Genomic DNA, 16411 nt, shown 5'->3' with positions numbered 1-16411 from the left:
TATGGATGGCTGCTAGAATTCTGTACCCAGACAACCTGGGGCATACGGGGGAAACCGATGAACGAGGCCATCCGACAGCTATTTGAGCGCGCGTCCGCGCGCGCCTTCTCGAACGAGCCCGTCTCCTCCGAGGACGAGAGGCTCATCCTCGAGGCAGCCTGCCAGGCGCCGACCGCGGGCAACCAGCGGCTCAAGGCGTTCTGCGAGCGCAAGTGGAACTCGGGCTTCTCGCGCGAGATGACCCGGTCCGTGGCGCAGATGCTCTCACCGCTGGCGACGGGCTTTAGCCAGCCTGACGAGGCGGGGGAGAGGTGAGCGCCCCTCTCGCCCCGGCCACTCCCACCGGCCGCACGCCAATCCTGCTCCACGCCTGCTGCGGGCCCTGCTCCCTGGAGCCCGTGAAGTACCTGCGGCTGGAGGGCTTTGAGCCCACGATCTGCTGGACCAACCCCAACATACAGCCGAGGGAGGAGCACGACAGGCGCCTGGGCGTGCTACTCTCGTGGGCTCGCGACGTCGCCGGCGTGGACGTCATCGTCGCGGGGGACGACCGCGACGGCTGGGAGCGCTCGGTCGCCCCCGCCGCGTTCGACCGCGAGAGGCGCTGCCGTGCGTGCTATGCCCTGCGGCTGTCGGAGGCGTGCCGGGTCGCCCGCGAGCATGGCTTCGAGTTTGTGAGCACGACCCTGGCCGTCTCCCCGTACCAGCTGTTCGACACGTGCCACGAGGTCCTCCTGGCGACCGCGCGCGCGAGCGGCCTCACCCCCGTGTGGCGCGACTTCAGGCCGCACTACCCGGAGTCCGTGGAGGACTCCCGTGCGCTCCACATGTACCGGCAGAACTACTGCGGCTGCCGGTTTTCCGCCGCGGAGGCCGCGGTCGAGCGGCAGGAGGCGCGCGACCTGAGGAAGGCTGCCCATGCCGCCGAACGTGCTGGGGATACGGTGTTGGCGGCATCGATCAGAGCACGGATCGTCGCCAGGGGATAGAGTAGAGGGCTTGGAGGGGTGCCGTCGCTGCGGCGCCACAGGCAAGACGGGGCGATCCTCTCGCCCACCAAGGAGATTCCGCATACCATGCGAACCGATGACTTTGACTACCCGCTGCCAGACGAGCTCATTGCCCAGGAGCCCGCGGAGCCGCGCGACTCGTGCAGGCTGCTCGTGCTCAACCGCGAGGACGGCGGGGTCGAGCACCGCAGGTTCCGCGATGTGATCGACTACCTGGAGCCCGGCGACCTCCTGGTTGCCAACAAGACGCGCGTGATGCCCGCCAGGCTCGTGGGCCACAAGCGCGCCACGGGCGGCGTCGCCGAGACGCTCCTGCTGCGCCGGAGGGAGGACGTTGACGCCCTGGGGCACGTGTGGGAGTGCCTCGTGAACCCCGGCAAGCGGCTCAAGCCCGGAGCCGTGGTGGAGTACCGCCCCGGCGGGCTGCACGCGCCCATGTCCGCCCCCGTGGTGCTCACGGGTGAGGTCCTGGACTTCGTGGACGACAACCGCGGCGGCCGCCTGGTGCGCTTCACGCCGGCGGAGGGCCTCACGCTCGACGAGGCCATGCACAGGGCGGGCCACGTGCCCCTGCCTCCCTACATCACCAAGTACGAGGGCGACCCTGAGAAGTACCAGACCGTCTATGCCATGCGCGAGGAGCACTCCGCCGCCGCTCCGACCGCGGGCCTGCACTTCACGCCCGAGCTGATCCAGCGCATCGAGGAGAAGGGCGTGGGCTGGGCAACCGTGGAGCTTGAGGTTGGCATCGACACCTTTCGCCTGGTGACCGAGGACGACCCCACCCAGCACGTCATGCACACCGAGCGCTATCACGTGAGCCAGGAGGTCGTGGACCTCGTGCACCAGACCAAGGAGGCCGGGCACCGCGTTGTTGCCGTGGGCACCACCTCCGTGCGCTCGCTCGAGAGCGCCTACGACCCCGAGGCGCCGGCATGGAGGGTCCCCGTCGTCGCGAGGCGCTTCGAGGACGTCCCCGACTCCGCCAAGGTCCTCGGCAGGGGCGACATAGTGGAGAGGCGCAACGCCACCACCAACCTCTACCTCATGCCCGGGTCCACCTACCACGTGGTCGATGCGCTGATCACCAACTTCCACGTACCCCGCTCCACGCTCATGATGCTGGTCTCGGCGCTCGCGACCCGCGACCAGATCATGTCCGCCTACCAGCAGGCAATAGACCAGAGGTACCGCTTCCTGAGCTTTGGCGACGCCATGCTCATTAGGTAGCGCATCCAGGCGAGAGGGACGCGGCGGGCCTCGGGGGGTTGACCCACCCGAGGCCCGCCGCATGTTGGGACGTCGTTGCGGCCGGTCGCGCTGGCCGTCGTTCGGGCGAGTGGGCTAATCGGAGAAAGGCGAGGGTAAGGAAGGGGTCGCGACGCCAGGCGTCCTGGGGTCGAGGCGTTGCCGGTTGGGGCAAGGCTGACGGGATGGGCCAGAGAATGGGCGCCAGAGACGGGTATTCGCGCCCGGGCTCGCACGGTTTCGACGGCGATAACGACCTGGTGGAAAGAACGCTTGGATGACAAGGCGTCCTTGCGGGATGCCTTGGTGGAGTGCCTTTCTATGTCCGCACTGATGCGGTGCGTGCGACCGCGACGCTTAACTTTTCCCAGCCTCATGCGGATTCGGTGCCGTCGCGCTTAGTGATCCTAGGCCTCATGTGGATTCTGCCCGAGATTGCTTAACGCCCCTAGCCCTAATGTGGGTTTCAGCCGCTTTGCATCCAAGAGGCCTAGTGAGGTTAAGCATTCCATCCTGGAATCCGCACGAGGCCTAGTGAGATTAAACGCCGCTCCCGTAGTTCGTGCAGGTTCGGGGGCAGGGAGACGCGCCTTACGCTCGCACGTGAGAGGGCTGCCAGGGAGAGGTGGGCGAGACGCTGGGGTGGGAGCGATCACGCGGTGCCGTGAACTTCGCAGGCGGGGAGACCTTGCATCCCCTTCTTCGGGCACATGAGACGTGAGGGGCCCCGCAACGGCTGCGGGACCCCTCCAGATGCCGATAACCTTCGACAGGAACGGCGCGCGGAGCGCTACTGCTAGTGCAGGTTAGGCAGCACGAGCATGACCACGACCAGCGCGAGCACGACCACGCAGGCAACCACGACGATCGCCACGAAGCCATAGCGTTGGCCGCGCGTCTTGGAGCGCAGGCCCCTCTCGGCTGCGGCAAGGCGGTCGACCTCAGCCTGCTGAAGATGGAGGCTCGCCTTGTCCTGGGCGATCTTGCCCCTGAGCTGCGCCGTGGCCTCGGGGGTGGCGTGGATGGAGTTCGCCTCGTCGAGCGCCTCCTGGGCGGCGTCGATCCTGCCCTGGGCGGCGGCAGCATCCTTGTTGGCCGCCTCGAGGTCGCCCTTGCGCGCCGCAATCTGGTCGGAGAGCTCCTTCTCCCTGCACGTGGCCTCGTTGTGCAGGCGCTCGTACTCCTCGCGTCGGGCGTCGGCCTCCTTGCGGGCCTCGCCTGCCTGGCGCTCCAGGGTCTCGAGCGACTGCTTCTGGGTCCACAGGTGCGTCTGCGCGTTGTCCATGAGCTGCTGGCACTCGGCGGTAACGCGCTTGACCTCCTCGCGGGCGGCGTCGAGGTGGGCCTGCTCGGCAACGACCTCGCTCTGCATCTTGCTCACGGCGGCGGGGGAGGCGCTTGGGTCTGCCTGAAGGGAGGTGAGCTCCGCCTGGACCTTGCGGAGCCTGTCCTGGGCGTTGTCCACCGAGCGGTTGCTGGCGTCAATGCGCTGCTCGCGCCTCTTTGCGGTGTCGCTCACCTGCTGGTCGGCGGCCTTGACGGCACGGCGCACGTCCGAGAGGGACTTCGCGGCGTCGTCCGAGCGGCCTTTGGTGGAGTTCATGAGCTCGCGATAGGGGCGCAGCTGCTCCTCGTTGGCAGCCTTCATGGCGTCGAGGCGCTGGGTCAGCCCCTCGACCTCGACGGAGAGCCGCTGGGACTCCTCCCCGGCCTTTGCGAGAAGGGTGCTTGCCTCTGCCATCTCGGCGCGCTGGCGCTCGACGATCTGGGGGTAGTCGCCCTCTATCTTGTCGCGGTGCGCGAGCTCCGCGCTGTCCGCCGCAACCTGCTTCTTGAGCGCCTCGGCACGCTCGCGCGCGTCGGCGTGCTCCTTCGAGGCGCTCCTCACGCTCCGTATGGCGTCAATGCCTCCCCGGATGGCGCCCGGCCCCTTGGAGCCCTTGGGCCTGCCCCCGGACCGATGCCGCTTCGACCGTGCGGTGCCGGCGGGCTTGTCGGGCGTGCCGCTCGCGGCCTGCCCCTGGTTGCCCTCGTCGGTCTGTTGGTCGTTGTCCATGCGATGCTCCTCACGTCATGACGCGGGCGTGCGGCGACCTGCCACCCGCCCAAGGACCATTTTGCACCAATCCGGGACCCGCATGTCCCTCTCCGACACGGTTTGCCGCCGTCTCCTGAAAAACAGCCCCCAGTTATGCATGGTTTTGTCATTTGTTTGTTACTATGTCGGAAGGCAAGCCATACGAGGGCTCGCGACCCTTCAAGCAAAGGAGATTGGCAATGGTTTCCAAGCAAGTGACTATCGTCAGCGCGACTGGCCTCCACGCACGCCCCGCTTCCCAGTTCGTCCAGGTTGCGAAGCAGTACCAGAGCGCGGTCACCATCAAGGACGTCGACAAGGGCACGGCCCCCGTCAACGCCAAGTCCATCATGATGATCCTGGCCGCCGGCCTGGGCACCGGCACCAAGGTCGAGATCGCGGCCGACGGTCCCGACGAGCAGGACGCCCTCAACGCGCTCCTTGGCATCAAGGACGGCGAAGAGGCCCTCTTCGGCGAGTAGTCCCAGCATTCAGACGTGGAAGGGCCTGGTGCCTCGCGGCATCGGGCCCTTTGCTATGGGCAGACGCGGGAGCGCATGCCCGGGAGAGGAGAGTCCCATGAGCGACGATCAGACGGCCACGCAGGGCGGCGACGAGGCGCGCTGGTTCACCTACGACATCGTCGCCGAGGACCCCGGCACGCATGCCCGGGCGGGGGTCCTGCACACCCCGCACGGCGACGTCCCCACCCCCATCTTCATGCCGGTGGGGACCAAGGGGACCGTGAAGGGGCTCCTGCCGCCCACGCTCCGCGAGCTGGGCACCAAGATCCTCCTCGCCAACACCTACCACCTGTCCATGCGGCCGGGGGAGGCGCTCGTGGAGGAGATGGGTGGACTGCACGAGTTTATGCAGTGGCACGGCCCCATCCTCACCGACTCCGGCGGCTTCCAGGTGTTCAGCCACGGGGAGTTCACCAAGCTCACCGACGACGGGGTCACGTTCCGCGCCGTAGACTACGACGGCACGTACGTGAGCTGGACGCCCGAGGACAACATGCGCATCGCGCAGAGCCTGGGGGCGGACATCTGCATGCAGCTCGACCAGTGCCCGGGCTACCCCGCCAGCCGCAGCTTCGTGGAGCGCGCCGTGGAGCTCAGCAGCATGTGGGCCGAGAGGTGCTACCGCGCGCACGACAGGCGCGACCAGGCGCTCTTTGGCATCGTCCAGGGCGGCATGCACATGGACCTGCGCCTGCGCAGCCTGCGTCACCTGGAGGAGTGCGGCGACTTCCCCGGCTACGGCATCGGCGGGTACTCGGTGGGGGAGGACCACCAGACCATGTTCGAGACGCTCGCGCCGCTGGCGAGCGAGTACATGCCGCGCGAGAAGCCCCGCTACCTCATGGGCGTGGGCAATCCCACGACGCTCGTCCACGGCGTGGAGTGCGGCATCGACATGTTCGACTGCGTGCTGCCCACCAGGACGGCGCGCATGGGCTCCGCCTTCTCGAGCGAGGGGAGGCTCAACCTCAAGAACGCCCGCTTCACGCACGACCACGACCCGCTCGACCCCGGCTGCACCTGCCCGGTGTGCACGGGCGGCTACACGCGCGCCTACATCCACCACCTGGTTCGGCAGCGCGAGATGGCGGGCTCCATCCTCCTCTCCATGCACAACGTGTACTACCTGCTCGACCTCATGCGCCGCGCGCGCGAGGCGATTGTCAGGGGGGAGTACGCCTCCTTCGTGGGCGAGTGGGACTCGCTGCCCGCTGCCCGCGACTGGTAGCCGCGTCCGGGCGGGGAGGCGTCAGGCCCCTCGCGGGCGCGAGGGGTGCCCACGGGCTAGAATGGGACGGTTGCAATAGGTTGGGTGGGCACGTCTCGCCCGAGGACGGGAGCTTCTCATGAAGGATGACAAGGAGCCCCAGGACGGCGCCACGGGGATCGACCGCTGGCGCAAGTCCGAGGGAAGGGGGGAGAGGCGCCCCAAGTCTCGCCCCCGCCGCAAGCGCGGGCATAGGATGGGCGCCCACGTTCGCCGCTACGTATCGACCCTGGTAGTGCTCGTCGTGGCGCTGGGGGTGTGCGTGTTCGGATTCACACCGCTCTCCGAGCGCATCACGCAGGGCCTCGACATCAGGGGCGGCGTCTCGGTCATCATGACCGCCAAGACCTCCGACGGTGGCACGCCCAGCGCCGAGCAGATGCAGGAGGCGACCTCCATCGTGCAGCAGCGCGTGAACTCGCTCGGCTCGTCCGAGACGACCGTGCAGCAGCAGGGGGCGGACTCCATCCTGATTCAGATCCCTGGCGCCACCAACGCGGACGACGCAATCAAGACCATCGGGCAGACGGGACACCTGGAATTCGTGCGGCTCGACGACATCGGCGACGCCGACGCTCTCGCCAAGCTCGACGCCGGCACCGAGGGCGTGAAGCTGAAGGACGGCACCTACGAGGCGTTCATGGACGGCTCGCACATCACGCAGGTGACCGTGGCGCAGGCGTCCAACTCCGCGACCGGCACGTACGCCGTCAACATCAAGCTCGACGACGAGGGCACCAAGGACTTTGCCGAGGTCACCAAGGAGCTCGCGCCCACCAACGGCAGGATCGCCATCGTGCTGGACGGCGTGGTAAAGTCGGCCCCCGCGGTGCAGTCCGAGATCTCGACCGGCGAGGTGTCCATCACGGGCAACTTCTCGCTCGACGACGCCAACTCGCTCAAGACGGTCCTGGACTCCGGGTCGCTCCCCGTCACGCTCACCTACTCCGAGAGCCGCGTGGTCGGCCCCACCCTTGGCCAGGACTCCCTCACCCAGGGCGTCACCGCCATCGTCGTGGGCGTCGCGATCGTCGTGGTCTACCTCTTCGTATTCTACCGTGGCCTGGGCCTGCTCACGCTGGGCTCCCTGGGCGTGTTCGCTGTGCTGTACCTGGGCCTTCTCGCGCTGCTCTCGCACTTTGGCGCGTTCGCGCTCACGCTCCCCGGACTCGCCGGCATGGTGCTGACGACAGGATCTGCCGCCGACTCCTCGATCCTCGTCCTCGAGAGGTTCAGGGAAGAGATCCGCATGGGCCGCAGCGTCAAGAACTCCTCCGTGAGCGGCGCCAAGCACGGCATCATGACCTCCCTTGACGCCGACGCCGTCACGCTCGTGACCGCCATCGCGCTCTTCGCCTTCGCCGTCGGCCCGGTCAAGGGCTTTGGCCTCACGCTCGCCCTGGGCATCGCCTGCGACGTGGTGACCATGTTCTGCTTCAAGGCACCTGCCCTGAGGCTCCTCGCCCTTGGCGCCATCGAGAGGCATCCCAAGTTCTGGGGCGTCGATCAGGACCTGGCTGAGGCAGCACGCCGGAAGGAAGAGAAGCTCGGGAAGGGGGGTGTGGCAAATGCGTAGCCACTTCTCAAGGGAGATCCCGTTCATGCCGCACCGCCGGCAGCTCCTGAGTGTCTCCGCGGTTCTGGTGGTCCTCGCCGTGATCGGCCTCGTGGTGCGCGGCCTGGTCTTTGGCATCGAGTTCCAGGGCGGCACCGAGATCGACTTCCGCGACACCGGCTCGGTCACCATCGAGCAGATGAGGGATGCCCTGGTGGACGCGGGCGAGAAGGACCCCACCGTCCAGACGAGCGTCACCGATGGCAAGGCGGGCTTCCTCGTCCGCTCCGACACCACCGACCCCAACACCGCCAACCAGCACGCCTCTGCGGCGGCAAAGGCCCTCTCGCTCGCCTCGGACAGCTACACCGTCACCACGATAGGCCCCGACTGGGGTGCCAACGTCACCCGGTCGTCCGCGCTCGCGTTTGGCGTTGCCATCCTGCTCATTATCGCGTTCGTGAGCATTCGCTACGAGTTCAAGATGTCCATCACTGCCGTCGTGGCGCTCCTGCACGACCTGGTCATCACCCTGGGCGTGTACGCGTGGACCCAGACGGCAATCACCCCCAACGTCGTTGCGGCGCTCCTCACCATCATGGGCTACTCGCTCTATGACACGGTGGTCGAGTTCAACCGCGTGAACGAGAACGCCAAGGAGCTGCACGACGGCGTGCACCGCACCTACTACCAGATTGCCAACTTCTCGATCAACGAGGTCATCGTGCGCACCATCAACACCTCGATCACCTCGCTGGTCCCCGTTGCCTGCATGCTCGCGCTGGGCGGGGCGACCCTCAAGGACTTCGCCTTCGCCATGCTCGTGGGAGAGGTGCTGGGAACCTACTCCAGCTTTGCCGTGGCGTCGCCGCTCCTGGCCATCTGGAAGACGCGTGAGCCCAAGTGGGCCAAGCTCGAGGCCAGGTATGGTGACGGCTCTACCAAGGTCAAGCCCGCCGCAGGGGAAGCGGAGTAGCGTGTCTGGCCTCCCCGACAGCAGGCGCTGGGACGTCCTGCCCGCACGCCCGGACGTCGAGCGGCTCCTCCGCGAGTCGCTGGGGCTTCCCGGTATCGTCGCCAGGACGCTCGCTGCCCGTGGGGTGACCTCGCCAGACGAGGCGCGTGCGTTTCTCTCGCCCTCCCTCGAGGCCTCCTGGGCAGATCCCCTGGGCATCCCGGGGATGGCCCAGGCGGCGGACAGGGTCGAGCAGGCGCTGCGCGGGGGAGAGTCGATCGCCGTCTTTGGTGACTTTGACGTGGATGGCATGAGCGCCACCTGCCTCCTGACCCTTGCCCTGCGGAGGCTGGGGGGCACGGTAAGCCCGTTCATCCCCCATCGCTTTGGCGAGGGGTATGGGCTCTCGCGCGAGGCCTTGGAGAGGGTCATCGACGGCTGCCACCCCGACCTGGTGGTGACCGTGGACAACGGCATCTCGTCCAGGGACGAGGTGGGCTGGCTGGTCTCGCAGGGCATCGACGTGGTGGTGACCGACCACCACGAGCCCTCGGAGAGCGTGCCGGAGGGGGTTCCCGTCACCGACCCCAAGCTCAGGGCGGACGGTCCAAGCCGGGAGCTCGCCGGCGCCGGGGTCGCCCTCAAGCTGGTGTGCGAGCTTGGCAGGCGCATGGGCCAGCCGGACCTGTGGCGCGACTACACGGAGGTCGCGACCCTGGGCACCATCTCGGACATGATGCTGCTCGACGAGGAGAACAGGGCCCTGGTGGCAGATGGCATCGAGCACATGAGGGACACCCATCGTCCCGGCATCGTCGCGCTCTCCGCGACCGCCCACCTGGATATCACCACGGTCACGGCGGACCAGCTGCCGTTCTCGCTCATCCCCCGGCTCAACGCCGCCGGGCGCATGGGTACCACCGACGTCGCCTTCGAGCTGCTCGTGACAGACGACCCCACCGAGGCGGCCACCCTCGCGGCGCGCCTGGAGCAGGTCAACAACGAGAGGCGCGAGATCGAGGCCCAGCTGACCGAGGAGGCCCTTGCCATGGTCGAGGCCACCTACGACGGCGGTCGCGTGATTGTCGTGGGCGGCGAGGGATGGCACGAGGGCGTGAAGGGCATCGTGGCGAGCAGGATTGCCAACCGCTACCACGTGCCTACGATCCTCTTCTCAATCTCGGACGGCATCGCGCGCGGCTCGGGGCGCTCCGTAGGCAGCGTCGACCTGTTCCACGCGGTGGAGCAGTGCTCGGACGTGCTGGTGCGCTTTGGCGGGCACGCCGGCGCCGTGGGCGTCACCTGCGACGCCGCCAACCTGGACGCATTCCGCGATCGCCTGGGCGAGGTCATGGCGGCCCTGCCCACCGAGCAGTTCGAGGACAGGGGAGAGGTCACTGCCCTGGTGGGGCTGGAGGAGATGAGCGTCCCCAACATCCGTGCGCTCGAGATGCTCCAGCCGTTTGGCCAGGGCAACAAGAAGCCGCTCTTTGGTGTGCGGGGCGTCACCATGCGCAACCGCGCAAAGGTCGGTGCCGGCGGCAACCACCTGCGCTTCTCCGCAACGGACGGAACGAGCAGCGTCGCCGCCATCATGTTCCGCGCGCCACAGATCGACCGCGCGGTGGACTGCGAGCAGGCTGTGGACCTGGTGTTCGAGCCCGTCGCCGAGACCTGGCAGGGCCGCACCAAGCCCAAGCTCATGGTTCGCGACATCCTGTACCGCGACCTCGACCGCCGCAGCGTCCCCTCGGAGGAGTCGGAGTCCATCTCGGATGAGCTGTTCTCCCGTGCCTCCCAGATCCTCTCGCGCGACGAGTACTCGGGCATCGTCGAGGCATCGTCGTTCGTGACCAAGGTCGTGGGAGTGAGCTTTGGCGGAAGGCAGGACTGCGCCAGGTCGCTCCGGGCGGGGCAGGCGCTCCTGGTCGTGCGCCAGCCTGACAACCCCGAGGACCCCAATGCCATAGCGGTCGAGACGACAGAGGGATCCTCGCTCGGGTTCCTCCGTCGGCAGATCGCTGCCGCCCTCGCCCCCGCCATGGACGCCGGCGCTGCCTACTCCGCCGAGGTGCTGTGCGTCTCCGGCGGGACGGCAGAGAAGCCCACGCTGGGCGTGAGCATCCAGGTCGTGCGTCACGACGTGCTGCCCTCGCGCGGGGGCGACCCCACGGCACCGGCGGGGGAGCGGCAGAGGCTCGCCTCGCTGGGCTACGACGAGCTCACCGACGAGCTCCGGCGCCGCATGATCGGCGGGCATGAGCTGCTTCCCGCCCAGGCCGCCGCGCTGGACCGCCTGGCCAGGGGCCACTCCACCCTCTGCGTCATGGCAACGGGCCGGGGCAAGTCGCTCATCTTCCACATCCACGCGGCCAGGGAGGCAATCGCCCGGGGACGCGCGAGCGTGTTCGTGTACCCGCTACGGGCGCTCGTCTCCGACCAGGCCTTCCACCTGGAGACCGCCCTTGCTCCGCTTGGGCTGCGCGTCCGCGTCCTCACGGGCGAGACGGGCATGGACGAAAGGGACGACGCCTTCGCCGCCCTGGCCGAGGGCAAGGCCGACGTGGTGCTCACCACGCCGGAGTTCCTGGCCATCCACGCCGCGCGCTTCGCAGCCTCGGGGCGGATCGGCTTCGTGGTCGTGGACGAGGCGCACCACGCGGGGACCTCGCGCGGCGGCAACCGCGGCGCGTACTCGTCGCTCCCGCAGGTCCTGGGCCAGCTCGGCGACCCCACGGCGCTTGCCGTGACCGCAACGGCGCAGGACGAGGTGGCGCGCGAGATCTGCCGGCTCCTCTCCATCGACCAGGAGGACGTGGTGGTGGATCCCAGCGTGAGGGAGAACCTCCATCTGGTCGACAACCGCGAGCTGCGCGACCGCGAGGCGGCGCTTGTGTCGGTCGTCGCCACGGGCGAGAAGACCGTGGTGTACGTGAACTCCCGGGAGCAGTCGGTGGCACTCGCGCGCATGCTGCGCAAGTGCATACCCGACCTGGGGCAGCGGATCGCGTTCTACAACGCTGGGCTCACGAGGTCGGACCGCACGCGCGTGGAGGACGCCTTCCGCAGCGGCACGCTATGCTGCATCGTCTCGACCAGCGCGTTTGGCGAGGGAGTCAACCTGCCGGACATCCGCAACGTGATGCTGTACCACATGCCCTTCGGCGCCATCGAGTTTAACCAGATGAGCGGGCGCGCCGGCCGTGACGGCGCCGACGCGCGGGTGCACCTCATGTTTGGTGCGCGTGACGCCCGCATCAACGAGCGCATCCTGGCCTCCGCCGCTCCCGAGCGCGGCGACCTTGTCACGCTCTACCGCGTGCTGAGGGGCCTCTCGAGGGGTGATGGCTCCGCCGGCCCCGAGCCCATTCGCATGACCAACGCCGACATCGCGCAGGTGGCGGTGGAGTCCAATCCCGCCACGCGGCTGGACGAGCGGTCCGTCTCGTGCGGCATCGGGATCTTCCGGGAGCTTGGGTTCCTCGAGACGAGCGGCTACGGCTCGGGCAGGAGCATCGCCATGAGCGAGTCGCCGGAGCGCGTCGAGCTTGGCCGCTCCATTCGCTACCTCGAGGGATTGAGGTCCCGTGACGCGTTTCTCAGTTTCAGGGATTGGGTACTCTCTAGCAGTCCCGACGAGTTGCTCGCCCGCATCAACAGCCCCATCACGCCGGGATTTGGCACGAGGGTGAGCCCATTGGAGGAATCATGAGCGTGGAGACCACTGGCGGCGCGCCGAGCGTCGCGCGACGAAGCAACGCACCCCAGGCGGACAACTGGCGCGTCCTGTCGGACACGTGCGCCACGTACCTCTCGCCCGAGGAGCTGGCCAAGGTCACGTCCGCGTACGAGTTTGCGGCAGACTTCCACCGCAACCAGAAGAGGCGCTCGGGGGAACCCTACATCAACCACCCCGTCGAGGTGGCGCTGATCCTGGCCAAGGACCTCCACATGGACGAGGACACCATCTGCGCCGCCCTGCTCCACGACACCGTGGAGGACACCCCTGCGACCCTCGACGACCTGAGGGAGCGCTTTGGCGACATCGTCGCGGAGCTCGTGGACGGCGTGACCAAGCTCACCTCCATCGAGGTTGCTTCGATGGACGAGAAGCAGGCCCTCAACCTGCGTAAGATGTTCCTGGCCATGAGCAAGGACATCCGCGTGGTGATCATCAAGCTCGCCGACCGCCTGCACAACATGCGAACGCTGGCGGCCCTCCCGCCCGACCGAAGGACGTTCAAGGCGCGCGAGACCATGGACGTGTACGCGCCCCTGGCCGACCGCCTGGGCATCTCGTCCATCAAGTGGGAGCTCGAGGACCTGGCCTTCTTCTACCTGCAGCCCGAGGAGTACGAGCGAATCGCCCGCATGGTGCAGGAGTCCCGCGCCCAGCGCGAGCAGAAGACCTCGGAGGCCATCAAGACGCTCGACGACGAGCTGTCGCGCGTGGGCCTCAAGGGCTACCAGATCAAGGGCCGCCCCAAGCACCTGTGGTCCATCTACCAGAAGATGACGCGCAAGCGCAAGGAGTTCGACGACATCTACGACCTCATCGCCCTGCGCGTCCTCACCAAGACGGTGGGTGACTGCTACAGCACGCTCGGCGCCGTCCACACCCTCTGGCACCCGCTCCCGGGGCGTTTCAAGGACTACATCGCCATGCCCAAGCCCAACGGGTACCGCTCCCTGCACACCACGGTGATCGCCTCGGACGCTCGCCCCATCGAGATCCAGATCAGAACCTACGAGATGCACGAGCAGGCCGAGTACGGCATCGCCGCCCACTGGCTGTACAAGCGCTCGGGCAACTCGCGCGGCAAGATGAGCCAGGACGACCGCGACATCGACAGCCAGATCAACTGGATCCGCCGCAGCCTTGACTGGACCGTGGACGACGAGATGGGTGACCCCCACGAGTTCCTCAACAACCTGCGCGTGGACCTCTTTGAGGACGAGATCTTCGTGTTCACTCCCAAGGGGGAGGTCATGAGCCTGAGGAGGGACTCCACGCCCCTCGACTTCGCGTACGCGGTCCACACCGAGGTGGGCAACCACTGCGTTGGTGCCAAGGTCAACGGCTCGGTGGTCCCCCTGACCTATCGCCTGCAAAACGGCGACAGGGTCGAGATCCTTACCAACAAGAACTCCAAGCCCGGCCATGACTGGCTCAACATCGTTGCGACCCCCTCCGCCAAGGCCAAGATCCGCAAGTACTTCACCTCGCTCAGCAAGGTGGACGACGCGGAGCAGGGGAGAAGCGACCTGGGCCACGAGCTGCGCAAGCACGGCTATGGCATCTCGGCCCAGCGCACGACCAAGGCGATCGACAAGGTGGTGGGCCAGCTCGACTTCGTGAAGGCCGACGACCTGTTCGCGGCAGTTGGGGCCGGCAAGCTCAGCGTGAAGCAGGTTGCCAACAAGGTCATCGGGGTGCTGGAGGAGAACTCCCCCGAGAAGGTCGCCGAGGCCGAGCGCGTTGCCGCCAAGCGCACCGCCAAGGAGCAGGCGCTCGCGGAGGACATGCCGCTCGCGAGCCCGGAGGTCCGTGCGGCCTCGGACAAGAGGCGCCAGCGCAACTGCGGCGTGGTGGTGAAGGGCGACCCCGACCTGCTGGTGCACCTGGCGCACTGCTGCAACCCCGTCGCAGGCGACAGCATCGTGGGCTTCATCACCCGCGGCCGCGGCGTGTCGGTACACCGCGCCAACTGTCCTAACGTCAAGGGCCTGATGGCGCACCCCGAGCGAATGATCGAGGTCGAGTGGGACACCACGGGAGCCACGGAGTTCCAGGTCGAGATCGTGGTGGAGGCCACCGACCGCATGGGGCTCCTCAAGGACGTGACCATCGCCATAGGCGACTCGGGCGGCAACATCCTCTCGGCGGCGACCCAGACCTCGAGCTCCGGCGTGGCGCGCCTGAGGTTCCTCGTCGCCATCAGCGACGCCAGCCGCCTCGCGCCCATGCTCGCCACCGTGGGGCGCGTCCCCAGTGTGTATGACGCCCGTCGCATCATGCCGGGCGAGGGCTCCAACCAGATGAAGAGGCGCGTCAAGTGAGCGAGAGGGACGGTTCGGCGGACCAGATACGCCAGTTCGTGGTTGGCCCCATCCAGACCAACTGCTACGCGTACGTGAGCGACGGTGAGGCCATGGTCGTCGACCCGGGCGACTGGGGCGACCAGATCGCCTCGCGCCTGGGGGATGTCAAGGTGGTCCTCATCGCCGCCACGCACGGCCACGGGGACCACGTGGGCGGCGTCGCCGCGCTCAGGCGTGCGACGGGTGCCCCCTACGCCATCAGCCGCGCGGACGAGGAGCTGGCGACCCATGCCGGCGAGGTCAACGAGATGGGCCTGCGCTACGACGAGAACGCCCCTCTCGCCGATCGCTTCCTGGGCGAGGGCGACGTCCTCAGGGTGGGTTCCGCCACGTTTAGGGTGATGGAGACGCCCGGTCACACGCCAGGTGGGGTGTGCCTTGTGGGCGGAGGGTCCGCGCGGGGCGTCTGCTTTGTGGGTGACACCCTGTTCCCGGGCTCGCACGGCCGGACGGACCTGAAGGGCGGCGACGAGGGCGCGATTCTCTCGTCGCTGCATCGAATGGCGAGCCAGATCGACCCCGACACCACGCTCTTGGTGGGGCACGGGGAGTCCACGACCATGGCGCGCGAGTTGAGGGAGAATCCCTTCCTGGCGTAGCTCGCGGGCTCAGGCCATGGGTGCGGCGCGTTCTGGTATCATGCGAAGGCGTCGATGGAATCGGCAGGCCCTGGTGGCGGAATTGGCAGACGCGGCGGACTCAAAATCCGCTTCCGGCAACGGAGTGTGGGTTCGAGTCCCACCCGGGGCACCACTTATTGATATGCCTGGTGGCACGTCGTGCGGGGTGTCCATCCCCCGAGGTATGTTGCCGTCGATCCCCCTGGTCGCACGTGACGGCAATAGTGGACGGTTTGTCTCGCCTGTCCATGCAGATATGGTGGGGCTGGATTTCCACTTGCAGGGGCGACGGTTTGCTCCTATCATAATCCGAGTGTGTTATGAGAAGCGGGGTCGAGAGACCCCCACCTACACGGCGCCCAAGGCAGCTGTCTGGTCAAGAGAAGAGTTTCCCACCACGGGTGGGGTCTGTCTCCTGGGCTGGCATGGCTGCGGGAGTTTTTTAATGCCGTGAGGCACAGACGAAGGAAGGTGTAAAAGATAGCCAAGAACGAGGGTCCTCGCATCAACGACGAGATCAACGCGCGTACCTGCCGCCTGATCGGCGTCGATGGTTCCCAGCTTGGTCTGTTCGGCATTCGCGACGCCCAGCGCATCGCCGACGAGCAGAACCTCGACCTCGTGGAGATCGCTCCCAACGCGGAGCCTCCGGTCTGCAAGGTCATGGACTATCGCAAGTTCAAGTATGAGCAGGACCGCAAGGCCAAGGCCGCCCGCAAGAAGCAGGTCAAGGTCGAGGTCAAGGAGATGAAGTTTCGCCCCAAGATCGACGTGGGCGACTACACCACCAAGAAGAACCACGTCATGCGCTTCCTGAAGAAGGGCGCGCGCGTCAAGATCACGATCATGTTCCGTGGTCGTGAGATGGCCCACCCCGAGCAGGGGAGGATGGTGCTCGACCGCCTGGCGGAGGACCTCAAGCCCTACGCCACCGTGGAGTCCGCCCCCAAGATGGAGGGCCGCAACATGCACATGGTCGTCGCCCCGATCAAGGGTGCCTTCGACGAGAAGAAGGCCGACAAGGACGACGTGGAGACCGAGAAGGAGAACTAG

Annotated in this window: 12 protein-coding genes and 1 tRNA gene; 12 read left to right on the top strand and 1 reads right to left on the bottom strand. The window is 67.4% G+C overall.

Features of this window, described 5'->3' with window-relative positions; genetic code table 11:
• Nucleotides 1-57 precede the first annotated feature (57 nt).
• From FYJ68_RS03730 to queA, 3 genes are all read left to right on the top strand, one after another.
• Nucleotides 58-315, top strand: a complete 258-nt coding sequence (locus tag FYJ68_RS03730; RefSeq protein WP_154434092.1) for a nitroreductase family protein — start codon at nucleotides 58-60, stop codon at nucleotides 313-315.
• Entirely contained in the window at nucleotides 312-989 is a 678-nt protein-coding gene (locus FYJ68_RS03725) for an epoxyqueuosine reductase QueH (protein ID WP_326832211.1), read from the top strand. Before FYJ68_RS03730 ends, FYJ68_RS03725 begins: the two co-directional genes overlap by 4 nt.
• Nucleotides 990-1076: 87 nt before the next feature.
• Nucleotides 1077-2240, top strand: a complete 1164-nt coding sequence (queA, locus tag FYJ68_RS03720; protein ID WP_154434089.1) for a tRNA preQ1(34) S-adenosylmethionine ribosyltransferase-isomerase QueA — start codon at nucleotides 1077-1079, stop codon at nucleotides 2238-2240.
• An 814-nt stretch (nucleotides 2241-3054) separates the two neighbouring features.
• On the opposite strand, the gene FYJ68_RS03715 is transcribed toward queA, so the two are convergent.
• On the bottom strand, nucleotides 3055-4314 hold the full coding sequence (locus FYJ68_RS03715) for a coiled-coil domain-containing protein (RefSeq protein ID WP_154434087.1): 1260 nt from the start codon (nucleotides 4312-4314) through the stop codon (nucleotides 3055-3057).
• 221 nt (nucleotides 4315-4535) lie between these two features.
• Here FYJ68_RS03715 and FYJ68_RS03710 point away from each other — a divergent pair, with 221 nt between their 5' ends.
• The 9 genes from FYJ68_RS03710 (at nucleotide 4536) to infC (ending at nucleotide 16411) form a co-directional block, all read left to right on the top strand.
• On the top strand, nucleotides 4536-4817 hold the full coding sequence (locus FYJ68_RS03710; RefSeq protein WP_154434085.1) for an HPr family phosphocarrier protein: 282 nt from the start codon (nucleotides 4536-4538) through the stop codon (nucleotides 4815-4817).
• A 97-nt stretch (nucleotides 4818-4914) separates the two neighbouring features.
• On the top strand, nucleotides 4915-6087 hold the full coding sequence (gene tgt / locus FYJ68_RS03705) for a tRNA guanosine(34) transglycosylase Tgt (RefSeq protein ID WP_154434083.1): 1173 nt from the start codon (nucleotides 4915-4917) through the stop codon (nucleotides 6085-6087).
• 118 nt (nucleotides 6088-6205) lie between these two features.
• Nucleotides 6206-7702 carry a protein translocase subunit SecD gene (secD, locus tag FYJ68_RS03700; protein ID WP_154434081.1) on the top strand — a complete coding sequence of 499 codons (1497 nt, stop codon included), beginning with the start codon at nucleotides 6206-6208 and terminating at the stop codon, nucleotides 7700-7702.
• Complete coding sequence (secF, locus tag FYJ68_RS03695) at nucleotides 7695-8657, top strand: protein translocase subunit SecF (protein ID WP_154434079.1); 963 nt, start codon at nucleotides 7695-7697, stop codon at nucleotides 8655-8657. The genes secD and secF overlap by 8 nt, the downstream gene beginning before the upstream one ends.
• Before the next feature lies 1 nt (nucleotide 8658).
• Entirely contained in the window at nucleotides 8659-12348 is a 3690-nt protein-coding gene (gene recJ / locus FYJ68_RS03690) for a single-stranded-DNA-specific exonuclease RecJ (RefSeq protein ID WP_326832210.1), read from the top strand.
• Nucleotides 12345-14696: a RelA/SpoT family protein gene (locus tag FYJ68_RS03685; protein ID WP_154434074.1), complete on the top strand. Its 2352-nt coding sequence runs from the start codon at nucleotides 12345-12347 to the stop codon at nucleotides 14694-14696. The genes recJ and FYJ68_RS03685 overlap by 4 nt, the downstream gene beginning before the upstream one ends.
• Nucleotides 14693-15337, top strand: coding sequence for an MBL fold metallo-hydrolase (locus FYJ68_RS03680; RefSeq protein ID WP_326832209.1), 645 nt, complete (start codon nucleotides 14693-14695; stop codon nucleotides 15335-15337). Before FYJ68_RS03685 ends, FYJ68_RS03680 begins: the two co-directional genes overlap by 4 nt.
• A 67-nt stretch (nucleotides 15338-15404) precedes the next feature.
• Nucleotides 15405-15491: transfer RNA gene (locus FYJ68_RS03675), tRNA-Leu, on the top strand.
• 347 nt (nucleotides 15492-15838) lie between these two features.
• Nucleotides 15839-16411, top strand: coding sequence for a translation initiation factor IF-3 (infC, locus tag FYJ68_RS03670; protein WP_326832226.1), 573 nt, complete (start codon nucleotides 15839-15841; stop codon nucleotides 16409-16411).

Origin of the sequence: Olsenella porci (assembly GCF_009695875.1) — a bacterium.
Lineage (GTDB): Bacteria > Actinomycetota > Coriobacteriia > Coriobacteriales > Atopobiaceae > Olsenella_H > Olsenella_H porci.
This window is presented reverse-complemented; position numbering and strand designations above follow the sequence as displayed.

What these genes read in the sequence shown, in the direction of transcription:
- FYJ68_RS03715 (WP_154434087.1), bottom strand. Translation starts at nt 4,314, where the DNA reads ATGGACAACGACCAACAGACCGACGAGGGCAACCAGGGGCAGGCCGCG.
- queA (WP_154434089.1), top strand. Translation starts at nt 1,077, where the DNA reads ATGCGAACCGATGACTTTGACTACCCGCTGCCAGACGAGCTCATTGCC.
- FYJ68_RS03730 (WP_154434092.1), top strand. Translation starts at nt 58, where the DNA reads ATGAACGAGGCCATCCGACAGCTATTTGAGCGCGCGTCCGCGCGCGCC.
- tgt (WP_154434083.1), top strand. Translation starts at nt 4,915, where the DNA reads ATGAGCGACGATCAGACGGCCACGCAGGGCGGCGACGAGGCGCGCTGG.
- FYJ68_RS03685 (WP_154434074.1), top strand. Translation starts at nt 12,345, where the DNA reads ATGAGCGTGGAGACCACTGGCGGCGCGCCGAGCGTCGCGCGACGAAGC.
- secF (WP_154434079.1), top strand. Translation starts at nt 7,695, where the DNA reads ATGCGTAGCCACTTCTCAAGGGAGATCCCGTTCATGCCGCACCGCCGG.
- FYJ68_RS03710 (WP_154434085.1), top strand. Translation starts at nt 4,536, where the DNA reads ATGGTTTCCAAGCAAGTGACTATCGTCAGCGCGACTGGCCTCCACGCA.
- secD (WP_154434081.1), top strand. Translation starts at nt 6,206, where the DNA reads ATGAAGGATGACAAGGAGCCCCAGGACGGCGCCACGGGGATCGACCGC.